The sequence below is a fragment of the Leisingera sp. ABM4_103 genome, assembly GCF_056158685.1.
Map to the genome: position 1 here is coordinate 3,462,786 of NZ_JBSWTU010000005.1, position 15,571 is coordinate 3,478,356.

The 15,571-nt window shown below is 63.6% G+C and carries 14 protein-coding genes and 1 pseudogene; 6 read left to right on the plus strand and 9 right to left on the minus strand.

Going from position 1 to position 15,571, the window contains the following annotated elements:
• Positions 1–20: 20 nt before the first annotated feature.
• The 5 genes and pseudogenes from ntrX to dusB all read right to left on the minus strand — a co-directional run bounded on the left by ntrX (position 21) and on the right by dusB (position 7,244).
• Positions 21–1,431: pseudogene (ntrX, locus tag ACXAED_RS18765) on the minus strand (nitrogen assimilation response regulator NtrX).
• On the minus strand, positions 1,428–3,710 hold the full coding sequence (locus tag ACXAED_RS18770) for a sensor histidine kinase NtrY-like (protein WP_475052295.1): 2,283 nt from the start codon (positions 3,708–3,710) through the stop codon (positions 1,428–1,430). Before ACXAED_RS18770 ends, ntrX begins: the two are co-directional and overlap by 4 nt.
• Before the next feature lie 100 nt (positions 3,711–3,810).
• Positions 3,811–5,178: a response regulator gene (locus ACXAED_RS18775; RefSeq protein ID WP_475052296.1), complete on the minus strand. Its 1,368-nt coding sequence runs from the start codon at positions 5,176–5,178 to the stop codon at positions 3,811–3,813.
• A gap of 3 nt (positions 5,179–5,181) precedes the next feature.
• Positions 5,182–6,261 (minus strand): two-component system sensor histidine kinase NtrB, encoded by a 1,080-nt coding sequence (locus ACXAED_RS18780; RefSeq protein ID WP_475052297.1) that lies wholly within the window; start codon positions 6,259–6,261, stop codon positions 5,182–5,184.
• On the minus strand, positions 6,258–7,244 hold the full coding sequence (gene dusB, locus ACXAED_RS18785; protein WP_475052299.1) for a tRNA dihydrouridine synthase DusB: 987 nt from the start codon (positions 7,242–7,244) through the stop codon (positions 6,258–6,260). Before dusB ends, ACXAED_RS18780 begins: the two co-directional genes overlap by 4 nt.
• Before the next feature lie 181 nt (positions 7,245–7,425).
• Between dusB and ACXAED_RS18790 the strand changes: the two genes are divergently transcribed.
• The 4 genes from ACXAED_RS18790 (at position 7,426) to ACXAED_RS18805 (ending at position 10,880) form a co-directional block, all read left to right on the plus strand.
• Complete coding sequence (locus tag ACXAED_RS18790; protein WP_475052301.1) at positions 7,426–8,562, plus strand: bifunctional 2-C-methyl-D-erythritol 4-phosphate cytidylyltransferase/2-C-methyl-D-erythritol 2,4-cyclodiphosphate synthase; 1,137 nt, start codon at positions 7,426–7,428, stop codon at positions 8,560–8,562.
• Entirely contained in the window at positions 8,559–9,065 is a 507-nt protein-coding gene (locus tag ACXAED_RS18795; RefSeq protein WP_475052303.1) for a phosphatidylglycerophosphatase A family protein, read from the plus strand. Before ACXAED_RS18790 ends, ACXAED_RS18795 begins: the two co-directional genes overlap by 4 nt.
• A gap of 2 nt (positions 9,066–9,067) precedes the next feature.
• Complete coding sequence (locus ACXAED_RS18800) at positions 9,068–9,559, plus strand: CinA family protein (RefSeq protein WP_475052304.1); 492 nt, start codon at positions 9,068–9,070, stop codon at positions 9,557–9,559.
• A gap of 139 nt (positions 9,560–9,698) precedes the next feature.
• Positions 9,699–10,880: an ammonium transporter gene (locus tag ACXAED_RS18805; RefSeq protein ID WP_475052306.1), complete on the plus strand. Its 1,182-nt coding sequence runs from the start codon at positions 9,699–9,701 to the stop codon at positions 10,878–10,880.
• A 99-nt stretch (positions 10,881–10,979) separates the two neighbouring features.
• Here the strand turns inward: ACXAED_RS18805 and tmpT are convergent, their stop codons facing one another.
• Positions 10,980–11,621, minus strand: a complete 642-nt coding sequence (gene tmpT / locus ACXAED_RS18810) for a thiopurine S-methyltransferase (protein WP_475052308.1) — start codon at positions 11,619–11,621, stop codon at positions 10,980–10,982.
• A 91-nt stretch (positions 11,622–11,712) separates the two neighbouring features.
• Entirely contained in the window at positions 11,713–12,159 is a 447-nt protein-coding gene (locus ACXAED_RS18815; RefSeq protein WP_475052310.1) for a type II toxin-antitoxin system RatA family toxin, read from the minus strand.
• Positions 12,160–12,233: 74 nt separating this feature from the next.
• Here ACXAED_RS18815 and hpt point away from each other — a divergent pair, with 74 nt between their 5' ends.
• Together hpt and ACXAED_RS18825 are read left to right on the plus strand one after the other, a co-directional pair.
• Positions 12,234–12,779: a hypoxanthine phosphoribosyltransferase gene (gene hpt / locus ACXAED_RS18820; RefSeq protein WP_475052312.1), complete on the plus strand. Its 546-nt coding sequence runs from the start codon at positions 12,234–12,236 to the stop codon at positions 12,777–12,779.
• A gap of 244 nt (positions 12,780–13,023) precedes the next feature.
• Positions 13,024–13,353, plus strand: coding sequence for a hypothetical protein (locus ACXAED_RS18825; RefSeq protein ID WP_475052313.1), 330 nt, complete (start codon positions 13,024–13,026; stop codon positions 13,351–13,353).
• Between the two features lie 3 nt (positions 13,354–13,356).
• On the opposite strand, the gene ACXAED_RS18830 is transcribed toward ACXAED_RS18825, so the two are convergent.
• Both ACXAED_RS18830 and lipA read right to left on the minus strand, forming a co-directional pair.
• Positions 13,357–14,499, minus strand: coding sequence for an amidohydrolase (locus tag ACXAED_RS18830; RefSeq protein ID WP_475052314.1), 1,143 nt, complete (start codon positions 14,497–14,499; stop codon positions 13,357–13,359).
• A complete protein-coding gene (lipA, locus tag ACXAED_RS18835) occupies positions 14,496–15,446 on the minus strand; it encodes a lipoyl synthase (protein ID WP_475052315.1) in 951 nt (316 codons plus the stop codon). Before lipA ends, ACXAED_RS18830 begins: the two co-directional genes overlap by 4 nt.
• Positions 15,447–15,571: the final 125 nt, after the last annotated feature.

Below are 15,571 nucleotides of genomic sequence, written 5' to 3' on the forward strand. Positions count from 1 at the left end.
CGGGCGCAACGGCCGCCAGATCAGGCCTGCTCTTCTTCGGTTTCCACATGCGCCACCCGGGCGCCTGCCTTGTTGGATGTCACCACCCCCAGCGACTTCAGCTTGCGGTGCAGCGCCGAGCGCTCCATGCCGACAAAAGACGCGGTGCGGCTGATGTTGCCGCCAAAGCGGTTGATCTGGGTCAGCAGGTATTCCCTCTCGAACGCCTCCCGCGCCTCGCGCAGCGGCAGGGTTGCCAGCGCGCCGGACAGCACCACCCGGCCTTCCTCCTCGGTCTTTTCCTCCTCGCGCGGCAGATCCTTGGCCTCGATCGGGCCGCTGCCGTCGCCCAGGATCAGCACCCGCTCCACCAGGTTCTTGAGCTGGCGCACATTGCCCGGCCAGGGCATCGTCTGCATCAGCGCCACCGCCTCCTCGGTCAGCTCCCGAAGCGGCAGGCCCTGGGCCTCGTTGAACTGGGAGATAAAATAATTGGCCAGCAGCGGAATATCCTCGCGCCGGTCCGCCAGCGACGGCACCGCAACCGGAACCACGTTCAGACGGTGATACAGCTCTTGGCGGAAGGTGCCGCCCTCGATCTCCGCATCCAGATCCTTGTTGGTGGAGGACACAACCCGCAGGTCAACGCGGATCTTGTCCGATCCGCCCACCCGCTGGAACTGCTGGTCCACCAGCACCCGCAGGATCTTGGACTGGGTGCCCAGCGGCATATCCGCCACTTCGTCAAAGAACACCACGCCGCCATGCGCCTGCTCCAGCAGGCCCGGCTCGACCCCGCGCTCAGATGAACTCGCGGCCGAACAGCACGTCTTCCATTCGGTCCGGCTCAATGCTGGCGCAGTTCACGGTGATGAACGGCGCCGACGCACGGTTGGAGTTTGCGTGGATATAACGCGCCGCAATCTCCTTGCCGCTGCCGGCAGGGCCGGTCAGCATCACACGGCCGTTGGACTTGGTCACCTTGTCCAGCTGGCCGATCAGGGTACGGAAGGACGCGGAGGTGCCGATCATATCCGCCGGGCCGGTCTCCTTGCGCTTGAGATCGGAGTTTTCCCGGCGCAGGCGCGAGGTTTCCATCGCGCGGCGGATCACCACCATCAGCTGGTCGATGTTGAAGGGCTTCTCGATGAAGTCGTAGGCGCCCTGCTTGATCGCGGCGACGGCGATTTCGATGTTGCCGTGGCCGGAGATGATCACCACCGGAATGTCCGGCGTGTCGCGTTTGACGGTTTTCAGGATGTCGATGCCATCCATCTGGCTGTCCTTCAGCCAGATATCCAGGATCATCAGAGCAGGCTTGGCTTCCTCCAGCCGGGCCATGCATTCATCAGAACTGCCGGCTTTGCGGGTGGCATAGCCCTCGTCCTCCAGAATGTCCGAGATCAGCTCACGGATATCCCGCTCATCATCTACAATCAGAATGTCACTCATGTCAGACCTGCTTTCACTGTGCTCTTGTTAGGTGCCGCCGCTCTTTTGGCTGCGGCAGGCAGGCGGATCACCGCCATTGCGCCATTATGCGCGTGTCCCTCGAACACAGGGGCATCTTCCAGCGTCAGCGTGCCCCCGTGCTCTTCGATGATTTTCTTGACGATCGGCAGCCCCAGCCCGGTGCCCGCGTCCCGCGTGGTCACATAGGGCTCAAACAGCCGCGCCCTGTCTTCGGGCAGACCGATGCCATTGTCGGCTATGCGGACTTCATAGAAGCTGCCCGCCTTCTGGGCTGTCACCCGGATTTCCGGCACCAGGCCGTCCGGCGCCCCCTTGTTCTGCAGGCTTTCGATGGCTTCGCCTGCATTCTTGATCAGATTGGTCAGCGCCTGGCCAATCATCGTTGCATCCAGATCCGACGGCATCTGCTCCTCTGGCAGCTCCGCCGCAATGCGGACGCCCGGCTGCCCCTGCTGCTGCAGGATCACCGCGTCCCGAACCAGTTTGACCAAATCCTCCTCGCGCCGCTCCGGTTCCGGCATGCGGGCGAATTTCGAGAATTCATCGACGATCCGGCGCAGATCATTGGTCTGGCGCACGATTACGTCAGTCATAGACTGCAGCTGATCGCTGTTCTCCTCACCCAGCTTGGGCGCGAACTTGCGCTTGATCCGCTCCGCGCTCAGCTGGATCGGTGTCAGCGGGTTCTTGATCTCATGCGCAATTCTGCGGGCCACATCGCCCCAGGCCGCCATCCGCTGCGCGCTGACCAGATCGGTCACATCGTCAAAGGCCACGACATAGCCTTCCAGCCCGCCCTCACCAGAGCGGCGCGGCGACATCCTGACCAGCAGGTTTTCCAGCCGTCCCTGGCGGGTCACCTTGATTTCTTCCTGCACCACCTCGGCACCTGTGTGGATCAGCTCTGAAAACAGCGGACCAAACTCTGGCACCGACACGGCCAGTGCCAGCGACTGCTGGTCCTCCTGCCAGTCCAGCAGCCGCTCCGCAGAGCGGTTCACAAATGTCACCCGTCCGTCCTCGTCCAGGCCAACAACACCCGAGGTCACCGACGACAGTACCGAGTCAAACAGGCGGCGGCGGCGTTCGATCTGCCGGGTGTTGTCCAGCAGGCGGCCGTGCTGCGCCTTCAGCTCGCGGGTCATCTGGTTGAAATACTGGCCCAGCTGCGAAATCTCGTCGCCGCCGTCATCGACCGGCACCTGCACGTCCAGATTGCCGGCGCCCACCCGCTGCGCGGCAACTGTCAGCCGCCCGACAGGGCGCGAAAGCCGTTCGGCAAACCACATGCCCAGCCACATCGCCGCCAGGATCAGGATCACCGCAAACCCGATATACAGAAGTGCAAATTCAAACAGAACCCGGCCCCGCTCGCTTTCCAGCTGCTGATACAGATGTGCGGTTTCCTGGGTGTCGTCCAGCAGGTTCAGCAGCTCTCCGTCCACATCGCGGCTGATGTACAGGAACCTGTCCACAAAGGCGTTCAGCTGCACCAGGGCGCGAAACTCGCTGTTGTCCCAATCCTCGATCAGCAGCATGCCGTCCTGGCGGGCCGCCTCCAGCTGGCGGCTGTTGGGCTGCTCGAAATCGAATTCATAAGATCGCTCGCCGCGCGCCCGGATCTGCCCGCCGCTGTCGACGATATAGGCCTCGCGCAGGCCGCGCTGGATTTGCAGCTGGCCCTGCGCCAGAACCTGCCGCAGCTCAGCGTCGTTGATAAAGAAACTGCGCGCGCGGCTGTTATCCAGATAGCGCCCCAGGGCCTGGGCATCTTCGGTCAGATCGCCCTTCTGCTGCGCCTGGTAGGCTTCGGCGGCGGCCAGCGAGCTGCCGATCACCTGACGCACGCGCTGCGAGAACCACCCTTCAAGCCCGACATTCACGGTCAGAACCGCAAAGACGGCAACAATGACGGTCGGGATCAGAGCCAGAAAGCCAAAGGCGCCGATCAGGCGAAGATGCAGGCGGGAGCCGGCCGATTTCGACCGGCGCGCTGCAAACAGGCGCACGATCTGCGCCATCACCAGCGCCGCAATTGTCAGGATATAGACCAGGTCGGCGAGCAGGATCAGCCGCAGCGACCTGGAGGACGCCCCCTGCCCCAGCGGGCCGATAATCAGGAAAGTCGCCAAGGCAAGAACCGGCCCCAGCAAGACCAGGCCGATGGTGCCGATATTTCGGGCGCGGCGGGTTCGCCGCCACCGGTCAAAAGCCGCAAGTGGCCCGTATGCCGCCCTCAGATGTGACTTATACGCCACCCACTGCCCTCATTCTGATGTGCGACTCTTTGCGAGTCACCGCCATATCTCGTGGCCCTGCCTAGGAAATTCACGGCAAAGCCACATTTCTGTGGCGATATTACATCAGTTTGCGGCGGCGTGTCACCTCAATATCCAGATCGGTGATCTTCTTACGCAAGGTATTCCGGTTGATCCCCAGCAATTCGGCGCATTTCGCCTGATTGCCGCCGGTCGCCGCCAGCGCGATTTCTATCAAAGGCGTCTCCACTTCGCGCAGCAGCCGCATGTACAGGCCGGGCGGCGGCAGCATGTCGCCATGCAGGTCGAAATAGCGCTGCAAATGACGGCCGACGGATTCCGACAGTTTCTCATTGGAAAAGCCGGCGGTCGCAGGCTCCGGCCCGGTCTGCGGCCCCAAGACCGCGGCCGCATCGGCCTGGGCGATCTCCTCGCCGCGGGCGGTCAGCGCCAGGCGGCGCACCGCGTTTTCCAGCTGGCGCACATTTCCCGGCCAGGCGAAATGGCGTAGCACCTCGCGCGCGCCCTCGCTCAGCATCCGGTGCGGCGCGCCCTCGTTTTCGGCCCGGATCAGGAAATGCTCCGACAGCAGCGGGATATCCTCCACCCTCTCACGCAAGGCAGGGACATGCAGTGCGGTGCCGCAGATCCGGTAATACAGATCCTGGCGCAGCTCACCCGCTTCCATGGCTGCCTCCAGATCCTTCTGACTGGAGGCGATGAAGCGCGGCGCATGGTCACCAGGGCTGTCCATCATCCGCACCAGCCGCGCCTGCGCCTCTTCCGGCAGGTCGGCAAGCTCATCAATCACCAGCGTACCGCCCTTGGCCTGGGCCAGCAGACGCGCCGGGCCTTCCAGCTCAATCAGGCTGGCAGCATCCGCATGCACAAACGGCAGGGTCCGGCGGTCGGAGAAGTCGTGTATAGCTTGCGCAATCAGAGACTTGCCGGTTCCGCTTTCACCAGTGATCAAAAGCGGCAGATCGGTGTTCATCACCCTTGCAATCAGCCGGTACAGTGTTTGCATCACCTCGCTGCGGCCAATCAGCGGCAGCTCTTCCGGACGCTCCTGCGTCTCGCCTTTCACCGCCGCCGGCGCCACCCGCTTGGCCGACAGCGCCTTGGCGGTGCGCTTCATCAGCTCCGGCAGGTCAAAGGGTTTGGGCAGGTAATCATAGGCATCCGCCTCTTCCGCCTTGATCGCCGTCATGATGGTGTTCTGCGCCGAGATCACAATCACCGGCAGGCCGGGGCGGTCGGACTGGATCTTGGGCAGCATCTCCAGCCCGTTCCCGTCCGGCATCATCACATCCGAGATCACGACGTCGCCCTTGCCCTCGCCCACCCAGCGCATCAGCGTGGTCAGCGAGGAGGTCGCATGCACCTTGCAGCCTGCACGGGTCAGCGCCTGTGTCAGAACGGTGCGGATGGTGCGGTCGTCGTCAGCGACCAGAACGGTGCCGTCCATAAATCAGCTCTCCTGAGGTTTTGCGTCACGCGGCACGCGCGACAGCGAAAGCCGGAACACCGTGCGCCCGGGAACCGAGCTTACCGAGATCCAGCCATTATGCTCCGAGACGATCTTGCTCACCAAAGCAAGGCCCAGCCCGGTTCCATTCTCCCGGCCCGATACAAACGGGTCGAAAATGTCATCCCTGATATTGTCCGGCAGCCCTGGCCCGTCGTCTATGATCTCGATCTGCAGGGGCAGCAGCTTGCCGGTTCCGTCACTGCGGCGCAGCCGGAAGGAATGTTCATAGAAGGTGCGGATATGGATGTGCCCGCCTTTGGGATCCGCCGCTTCCGAGGCGTTCTTCAGCAGATTGAGCACCACCTGCAGCAGCTGGTCCGCATCGCCCCAGGCCAACGGCAGCGACGGGTCATAACCTTCGGTGATGGCCATATGGGCGCCGAACCCCAGCAGGGCAGAACGGCGCGCGCGGTCCAGCACGTCATGCAAGTTCACTGGCTTGAATTCTGGCTCGGTCAGGTTACCAAACTGCTCTACCTGCTCCAAAAGTTTCACGATGCGGCGGCTCTCGCTGACGATCAGATCCGTCAGCTCCAGGTCCTCCGCCCTCAGGTTCATGCTCAAAAGCTGCGCCGCCCCGGTAATACCCGCCAGCGGATTCTTGATCTCATGCGCCAGCATCTCCGCCATGCCGATGGCAGAGGCCGCGGCGGATTTGGCCGAATGGGTCTGGGTCATCCGCCCGGCCAGCTCCCGCGGGGTGACCATCAGCAGCATTACCCCATCCTGCCCCTGCAGCGAGGCGATCTGCACCCCGCATTGCAGCGGAGCCCGGCTGCCAGACCCCACGTCGATGTCATTCACGAACAGCGGCGTGCCCTGCACGCGGGCGCGGGCAAAGGCCTCCTCGATCGGCGCATCAATCGCCAGCGTATCCCAGACCGGCTGTCCCAGCAGCGCCTTGCGGGAGGTATTGAGGAACCCCTCGCCGGCCGCATTCACGTCCGCGATTTTGTCCCAGGCGTCGATCAGGAACGCGGGCACCGGCAAGGAGGCCCAGAGGGCGGCACTGTCCATCATGCGGCGGCCTCCGCATCTTGCGCGCTCAGCGCCTCCGGCAGCAGGGCCAGCACTTCTTGCGGGTTTTTCTCTGTGAGAACAGCACGGCGCTTTGCCGGGCCCGTCCCCGCCACATCCATGTACCAGCCCAGATGCTTGCGCGCGACGCGCACGCCCAGATCATGCCCATAGAAGGCGAGCATTGCCTTGTAATGCTCTGAAACCATTTCGATAAACGCATCGCCCTCCGGCACGTCCGGTGCCGGGGTGCCCCAGATGTGGTGCGCCACCTCTGCCAGCAGCCACGGCTTGCCTTCGGCCCCGCGCCCGATCATCACGCCGTCCGCACCAGACAGCTCCAGCGCCTGCCTGGCAGAGGCGGTGTCGACGATATCGCCATTGGCCAGCAGCGGCACATTCACCGCGTCCTTCACGGACCGGATCGCCGCCCAATCGGCGGAGCCTTTGTAGAACTGGCAACGGGTGCGGCCGTGGATTGTCACCATCTGCACCCCCGCTTCCGCCGCGCGGCGCGCCACATCCGGTGCGTTCAGGCAGTTGCCATCCCAGCCCAGCCGCGTCTTCAGCGTGACGGGCACATCCACCGCGCCGACAACCGCCTCGATCATCTTCAGCGCATGGTCCGGCGTTTTCAGCAGGGCTGAACCGGAATAGCCGTTTGTCACCTTCTTGGCCGGGCACCCCATGTTGATGTCGATGATCCGCGCACCCTGCCCTGCAACCTGCTTGGCAGCTTCGGCAATCCAGTATTCCTCACGCCCGGCCAGCTGCACCGCGGTGTTTTCCACATCGGCGCTCAGCTCGGCCCGCTCGCGCACGCCGGGCTTGGCCTGCACCATCTCCTGGCTGGCCACCATTTCGCTCACCATCAGCCCCACCCCGAAGGAGCGGACCAGATCCCGGAACGGACGGTCGGTGATTCCAGCCATCGGCGCCAATGCAATCGGCGGAGACATGGAGGTGGTTCCTAGCGTGAAGGACAACTGCCTAATCCTTGTGCAACTGAAGCGTATTTAGCCCAAGTCCCTGCTATGCAGCAATGAAACCGCCCTCTGCAAGGCACCGTCAACCACATTTTGCCTATTTTTTAGGCACATTCCGCCAGGTGATTGCCTATCCCTGCGCCACCTCATAAACAAAGACCGGATTTGCAACGAGGCCTTCATGACCACAGCCGCCCTGATCGTCGCCGCCGGACGCGGCACCCGCGCAGGCGGCGGAACGCCCAAACAATGGCGCCCGCTGAAGGGCCGCCGGGTGATCGACTGGACGCTGGACGCCTTTGATAAGGCAGGCGTCGGCCTCACGGTTCTTGTTCTCTCGGCAGATGACCATCAGGCCTGGGCGGAGTTCTCCGGCAAGCCCGGCCTGATCCTGACCGAGGGCGGCAGCGAACGCGCGGCCTCGGTCCTGAACGGGCTGAAGGCGCTGGAACAGCACGGCGTGACCAAGGTGCTTATCCATGACGCCGCCCGCCCCTGTGTCAGCACCGCTCTGATTCACCGCATTATCAATGCTCTGGACGAAGGTCCTGCAGCAGCTCCGGCGCTTGCCGTGACCGACGCGCTTTGGACTGGTGCAGAGGGCAGCGTGACCGGCACCCAGGACCGCAGCGGCCTGTTTGCGGCCCAAACACCGCAGGGGTTCCGCTATCAGGACATTCTGACGGCGCACCTCGCCCATCCGGGCGGAGCAGCTGACGACGTCGAGGTCGCCCGCGCCGCAGGCCTTGACGTCCGTATCATTCCGGGCCAGCCCGATAATATCAAAATCACGCGCCCCGAGGATTTTGCCCGGGCGGAACGCATTCTGGGAGCAGACATGGATATCAGGCTAGGCAATGGCTACGACGTGCACCGCTTCGGCCCCGGCGACAGTGTGATCCTCTGCGGTGTCGAAATCCCGCATGAAAAGACCCTGCAAGGCCACTCCGACGCCGACGTCGGCATGCACGCCGTCACCGACGCCATCTATGGCGCGCTGGCGCAGGGCGACATCGGCCAGCACTTCCCGCCCTCTGACCCGCAGTGGAAAGGCGCCGCGAGCGAAATCTTCCTGCGCCACGCCGCCAGTCTGGCCCGCGAGATGGGCTTCACCCTCGCCAACGTCGACTGCACCCTGGTCTGCGAATACCCCAAGGTCGGCCCGCACGCAGCCAAGATGCGCGAAGTCATGGCCGAGATCCTTGGCATCAGCACAGACCGCGTGTCGATCAAAGCCACCACCTCCGAACGCCTCGGCTTCACCGGCCGCGGTGAAGGCATCGCTGCGATTGCAACCGCAGCCCTGGTGAAGGCATGAAGACATCGCGCCTGGCCTTCCTGATCGGCACCGTCGGCGGCATCGGCTACCTGCGCCCGGCACCCGGCACCTGGGGGTCGCTTGCGGCACTTCCAATGGCCTATGCGCTGCACCAGCTGGGCGGGTTTCTCCTTCTGGCGCTGGCGACTGTGGTCTGCATGGTCGTGGGTGTCTGGGCGGCGGAAGCGATGACCCGCAACCGCGAGAACATGGACCCGTCGGAATTCGTCCTGGACGAGGTCGCGGGCCAGTTCACCGCGCTGTGGGCCGTGTCCTATCCGGCCTGGGCGCATGATATCGAGATCACCGCCCTCTGGCCGGGCTGGATCGCCGCCTTTGTGCTGTTCCGCCTGTTCGACGTCTGGAAGCCCGGCCCGGTCGGCTGGGCCGACCGGCAGAAGGGGGCAACCGGCGTGATGATGGACGACGTGATCGCAGGCATCATGGCCGCCATCGGCGTTGTTGCGCTGGCCTTCCTGTCCCACGGTGTTCTAGGGATGTAGTCATGGACACCGCCGAGCTCATCCGCCGCGCCACCGCCGCGGGCATCACCATCGCCACCGCCGAAAGTTGCACCGGCGGCATGATCGCTGCGGCGCTGACCGACATTCCCGGCTCCTCTGCCGTGGTGGACCGGGGCTTTGTCACCTATTCCAATAATGCCAAGATGCAGATGCTGGGCGTCAAAGCGGAGACGCTGGATGCGGTGGGCGCAGTGAGCGAAGAGGTCGCCGCAGAAATGGCCGCAGGCGCGGTGCGGAACGCGGGTGTCACCCTCGCTGTCTCCGTCACCGGCATCGCCGGCCCCGGCGGTTCGGAGTTCAAGCCCGAGGGCCGCGTCTGCTTCGGCCTCGCCCGCACCGGCAAGGACACCATCACAGAAACGGTGGAATTCGGTGCCATCGGCCGGGACAAGGTCCGCGCCGCCACCCGCGACCGCGCGCTGGAGATGCTCTCACAGGCCATTTCCCAAATCGAACGCGAAACGGGCAGCTGACCCGCTGAAGCGCCCATTTTTTCGGCATTTGCAAAAAAGCCCCGATTTTGGGCGCTATCGAACCCGCTGCCGCTTTTTTCTGCGCCCGACCTGCGCTTTCTCCTGACCTCACCGGTTTTTGAGGGGAAGGAACAATCGGATGAACGGAGCGGATACCGCATGGATCATAGTGGCCACGGCCCTGGTCCTCTTCATGACACTGCCAGGCTTGGCCCTGTTCTACGGCGGGCTTGTGCGTGCCCGTAATGTGCTCAGCGTCTTCATGCATTGCTACGCCATTGCCTGTTTGATGAGCGTTCTGTGGCTGGCTTTCGGCTACACCATCGCCTTCGGAAGCGGCACCAGCGGCCTGTGGGGCGGGCTCGACAAGATGTTCCTGAACGGCGTCACTGCCGACAGCCTGTCGGGCACCCTGCCCGAGGTTCTGTTCTTTGCCTTCCAGATGACATTCGCCATCATCACGCCCGCGCTGATCGTCGGAGCCTATGTGGAGCGGGTGGGTTTTGGCTTTGTCCTGGTGTTCTCCGGGCTCTGGATGCTGCTGTGCTACGCGCCCGTGGTGCATTGGATTTGGGGCGGCGGCTTCCTGGCTGACGGCGGTATCTTCGGCGACACTGGGGTCAAAGACTTTGCCGGCGGCATCGTGGTGCATGAAACCGCAGGCCTCGCAGCCTTGATCATCGCCTTCTTCCTGGGACCGCGCAAAAACCGCACCATCCCGCCGCACAACCCCGGCTATGTGATGATCGGTGCCGCAATGCTGTGGGTCGGCTGGTTCGGCTTCAACGGCGGCTCGCAGCTGGCGGCTGACGGCGGCGCGGCGATGGCGCTGACGGTCACCCACATTTCTGCCGCCACCGCCTCCCTCTCCTGGGCGCTGTGGGAGAAGATCAAATACGGCAAGGCCTCTCTTGTGGGCCTGGTGACCGGCACCATTGCAGGCCTCGCCTCAATCACCCCGGCCTCCGGCTTTGTCGGCCCGGTGGAAGCGCTAATCATCGGTGCCGTCGCCGGCGTGCTGTGCCAGGAAATGGTCAACCTTATCCGCAACAAGATGCAGATCGACGACACGCTGGACGTCTTTGCGGTGCATGGTGTAGGCGGCATCTTCGGCACCATCATGATCGCCGTCTTCGGCGCTGGCGCCTGGGCCGCGCAGCTGGGTGCCCTGGTCATCGTCGGCATCTTCACCGTGGTGGTGACCATCGTGCTGGTGAAAGTCTCCGCCGCGATCACATCCCTGCGCGTGGATCTTGAAAGCGAGACCAATGGCCTCGACCTGTCCGTTCACGGCGAGCGCGCATACGACATGAACAGCTGATCCCTGCTGAGGCAAATGCCACCACTCACCGCAGAGGGCGCAATTTTGGCGCCAGACGGGTCCCTTCAGGGACCCGTTTTTCGTTTCAAGCCAAAAGGTTCAGGACAGAGGCTCCAGCAGCCAGGCCTGCTCCAGCGCTTGGCACCGTTCGCCGATCCGGCCACCGGCGGCGCGCTCTTCGATCAGGGTGACTGAATAGCTGCCGCGATAGAGTTCTTCCACCGTTCTGCCAGGCACCGAAAACGGCGGCCCGTCCATCAGGGACTGGTCATAGTCGAAGCCGATCAGGAGCTGCCTGGCATTGCCTGTGATCCGGTTCAGATGTGCGGCGTATGCCTTTCGGTCTTCGGGTTTTACGACAACAAGCGCAGCACGGTCATAGACCGCGTCCACCGGTCCCAGATCTGCTGAAGTCAGGGTAAAAAAGTCCCCCGCATAAAGCGTCAGCTCTCCTGCCTGGTACCGTGTGAGAGCACCTGTCTGCACCACCTCCGGCTCCAGATCCTGGCGGGCGAACACTTCTTCCACCGCGCCCTGATTGAACTCGACGCCTGTAACACGCAGACCCTTGGAAACCAGCCAGTCCAGATCCAGCGCTTTCCCGCAGAGCGGCACAAAGACGGCCCCCCCGGCCTCCAGCCCGAGCCGGGAGAAGTGTTTGGTCAGCAATGTGTTGGGCGCTGCTTCGTGAAAGCCGATACGGTTTTCGCGCCAGCGCGCCTGCCAGAAATCCTGCTCCATTTTGGGTGTTCCTTCCGCCAAAAACCAAACGCCCCGCGGGGGTACCAATTGAAGCCAGCTTTAGGTCAACAAGTTTCAGGACCGCCGGGCTTTACCGGTACAGTTCCGCCGCGCGGCGTTCAAACGCGCGCACGATGCGCTGCATCGCCTCGTTGAACACCACGCCGATGATCCCCTGCAAAACCGCATTCTTGAACTCGAAATCAACGAAGAATGAGACGTCGCAAGTTCCGTCCTCGCGCGGCGCAAAGGACCAGTTCGACTTCATGTAGCGGAACGGGCCGTCCAGATACTCGGTATCGATCTTTTTCTCGCCAGGGTAAAGAGTTACCCGGCTGCCGAAGCGCTCGCGGAAGACTTTGAACGAGATCACCAGATCCGCCTCCATCACCTCCGCCTCGCCCATCGGCGCACGGCTGCGAATGCGGGCGGCGGCGCACCAGGGCAGGAACTTGGGATATTGCGCGACATCGGCCACCAGATCGTACATCTGCTGCGCCGTGTAAGGCATCTGGCGGGTTTCCGAGTGTGTGGGCATCTGTCCGCTGATTTTCTGCTACAATTACCGGGCGTCATGTCCTATGTACGCGCGGGAAATTCAAGGGGGCAGCCATGTCACAGCGTCCATATGTCATTGATGTGATGATCTCGGCCAAGGCGATTGCAGCACGGATCGAGGAGCTTTGCGCGGAAATTCAGCGTGAATTCGAGGGCACCGACAAGCTGGTCGTGGTCGGCCTCTTGCGCGGCAGTTTCGTGTTCATCGCCGATCTGGTGCGCGAGCTGGATCTGCCGATCGAGGTCGATTTCCTGGAGGCGTCGTCCTATGGCGATGCGATGGAAAGCAGCCGGGAAGTGCGTATTCTCAAAGACTTGCGCGGCGCCATTGAAGGTCGCGACGTGCTGGTGGTGGAAGACATCGTCGACACTGGCCACACGCTGAACCACGTCACCCATCTGCTGCAAAGCCGCAATCCCGCGCGTCTGAAATCCATTGCGCTGCTGGACAAGCCGTCGCGGCGCGAGGTGGATTTCCGCTCCGACTGGGTGGGATTTGAGATCCCGGACGAATTTGTCGTGGGTTACGGAATCGATTACGCGCAGCGCAACCGGAACCTGCCGCACATCGGCAAGGTGCGGTTCACCGGCGAGGGCTGATCGAGCCCGAAACCGGGGGTGCCATGCGTGCACCCCTTGTGCACCCCCTGTACACCGCCGGTGCGCCCTGCCGCAGACGGTTTGCAGAAATGCCACAGAAACCAAGAACCTGTACCCACCCGGAAACCGGCGCCAGTCCGCCGGTTTGGCCGCGCGGCTGGCACATTCCGGCGCAGCGGATTTGCCTTTTTTGTCCAGCACGCTCATCTGGTCTCCGAACGCAGAGATCACAGGAAATCCGCAGATGCACAAAAGTCTGATGCTGGCCGCAGCTGCCGCCGCGGGCTTTGCCCTCGCCCCCGCAGCCTCCTATGCCGGGCCGCCGAAATGGGCGCCGGGCCACAATAACAGCGCCGCCCACCATGCGCCTGGCCAAGTAAAGAAACGCCATTCCCACCACCGCTACATTCGCGGTGATGATTGGTCTTACGTGAAAGACTACCAGCGCTGGGGCCTGGAGCCGCCGCGCGACGGGCACCGCTATGTCCGCCAGGACAACCAGATCTTTGAGGTCGTCAAGGACACGCTTGCGATCATCGGCGCGGTGGCCGTAGTCGACGCGCTGACGAAGTGACGGTCAGCCCAGCAGGTTTCTGACCGTGTGCAGAAAGATCCCGGCGCCGGCCGGGATCGCCGCGTCCGGGAAATCATAGTCCGGGTTGTGCAGCTGCGGCTGGTTTTCTCCGGAACCGAGCCAGAACATCGCAGTCTTGGCGGTCTTGCCGAACTGGCCGAAGTCCTCGGACCAGCGCTGGGGCTGGTTTTGCATCCGCATTGGATAGCCCGCATCCGCTGCCGCTGCCCGCAGCAGCCCAACAGCTTCGGGGTCGTTGGTGCAGGCGTCAAACACGTCGTCGAATTCGATCGCGTGCCCCAGCCCCTCTGCCGCGCAGGACCGTTCCACCAATGCAGTGGCCGCGGTGATCAGCTGTTCCATGCGCGTATCGGTGACGGTGCGCAGGGTGGCCCAAACCTCTGCTTGGCCGGGCGCGATCCCGAATGTGGCCTCGCCCAGCCGGGCGTGGGTCAGCGTGACCAGGGCGAATTCCGGCCGCAGATCACCACCGCTGCCCAGAGCCACCAGACCCGGCAGCAATTGCGCGATGGCTCCGGCAGGCGACACGCCGTCCTGCGGCGCGGCGGCGTGGGAGGTTTTGCCGGTCAGCTTGATCCGCATCCCGCGGGAGGCGCAGTTGGCGGCGCCAGAACAAAGCGCCACCTGCCCCACCGGCAGCCCCGGCAGGTTGTGCAGCGAAAAAGCGTAGTCCGGTGCGATCTGTGAAAATGCGGGATCAGCGATCACGGCCGCCGCGCCCTTGCCGGTTTCCTCGGCGGGCTGGAACAGCAGCACGGCGCGGCCCTTTGCGGGGCGCTGTGCCGACAGGTCCTCCGCCAGGGCCGCAACCATCGTCATATGGCCGTCGTGGCCGCAGAGGTGCCCGCGGCCTGTGTGGGTGGAGCGGTAGGGCTGGTCTGAGAGTTCCTCGATCGGCAAGCCGTCCAGCTCGCAGCGGATCAGGACGGTGGGGCCTTCCACCCTGCCCTCAAAAACGGCAGCGACGCCGTGGCCGCCAAGACCGGTCAGCAGCTGGTCGCGCTGATGCTGGCGCAAGTAGCCCGCCACCATCGCGGCGGTCTTTTCTTCGGCGCCGGAAACTTCGGGGATCTGATGCAGGGCGTGGCGCAGCCGGGTGAGCTGCGCCAGACGCTCCGGCGTCATGCCAGGCCCAGCTTCTTGTTCCGCGCCTCGCGCAGTTGGGCAAAGTCATCGCCTGCGTGGTAGGAGGAGCGGGTCAGCGGCGTGGCCGAGACCATGAGGAAGCCCTTGCCATAGGCGGCTTTCTCGTAGGTCTTGAACTCCTCCGGCGTCACGAAGCGGTCCACCGCGTGGTGTTTGGGCGTCGGCTGCAGATACTGGCCGATGGTCAGGAAGTCGACGTCCGCGGCGCGCATGTCGTCCATCACCTGTTTCACCGCTTGTGCGTCCTCGCCCAGGCCGACCATGATGCCAGACTTGGTGAAGACGGATGGGTCCAGTTCCTTGACCCGCTGCAACAGGCGCAGGGAGTGGAAATAGCGCGCGCCCGGGCGGACCTCAGGATAGAGGCCCGGCACGGTTTCCAGGTTATGGTTGAAGACGTCGGGCTTGGCCTCGACCACCTTTTCCAGCGCGCTGTCATCGCATTTGATGAAATCGGGCGTCAGGATTTCGATGGTGGTCTTGGGGCTGCGGTGGCGCACCGCGCGGATGGTCTGGGCGAAATGCTCGGCGCCGCCGTCCTGCAGGTCGTCGCGGTCCACCGAGGTGATCACCACGTGGTTCAGACCCAGCTTTTCGACCGCATGGGCCACCCGGCCGGGCTCAAACGCGTCCAGCGCGTCGGGGCGTCCGGTGGCGATGTTGCAGAAGGTGCAGCCGCGGGTGCAGATCTCGCCCATGATCATCATGGTGGCGTGGCCCTGGCTCCAGCATTCGCCGACGTTGGGGCAGCCCGCCTCTTCGCAGACCGTGGTCAGCTTGTTGTCGCGCATAATCTTGTGCGTTTCGGCATAGCCCTTGCCGCCCGGCGCCTTGACCCGGATCCAGCTTGGCTTCTTGGGCTGAGCGTTATCGGGACGATGCGCCTTTTCGGGGTGGCGCTGCTCCGGGATCTTTAGGTCTCTCACGTGGGTTTCCCTTCCGGCCTCTGGCTTCTGAGCGGGTGTACCATAGCTGATGTGGCTTGGCACGGGCATATCGTCAACCCTGCCTTGCGGCCAGATCATGGCTGGGGTCACCTGATACACATGCC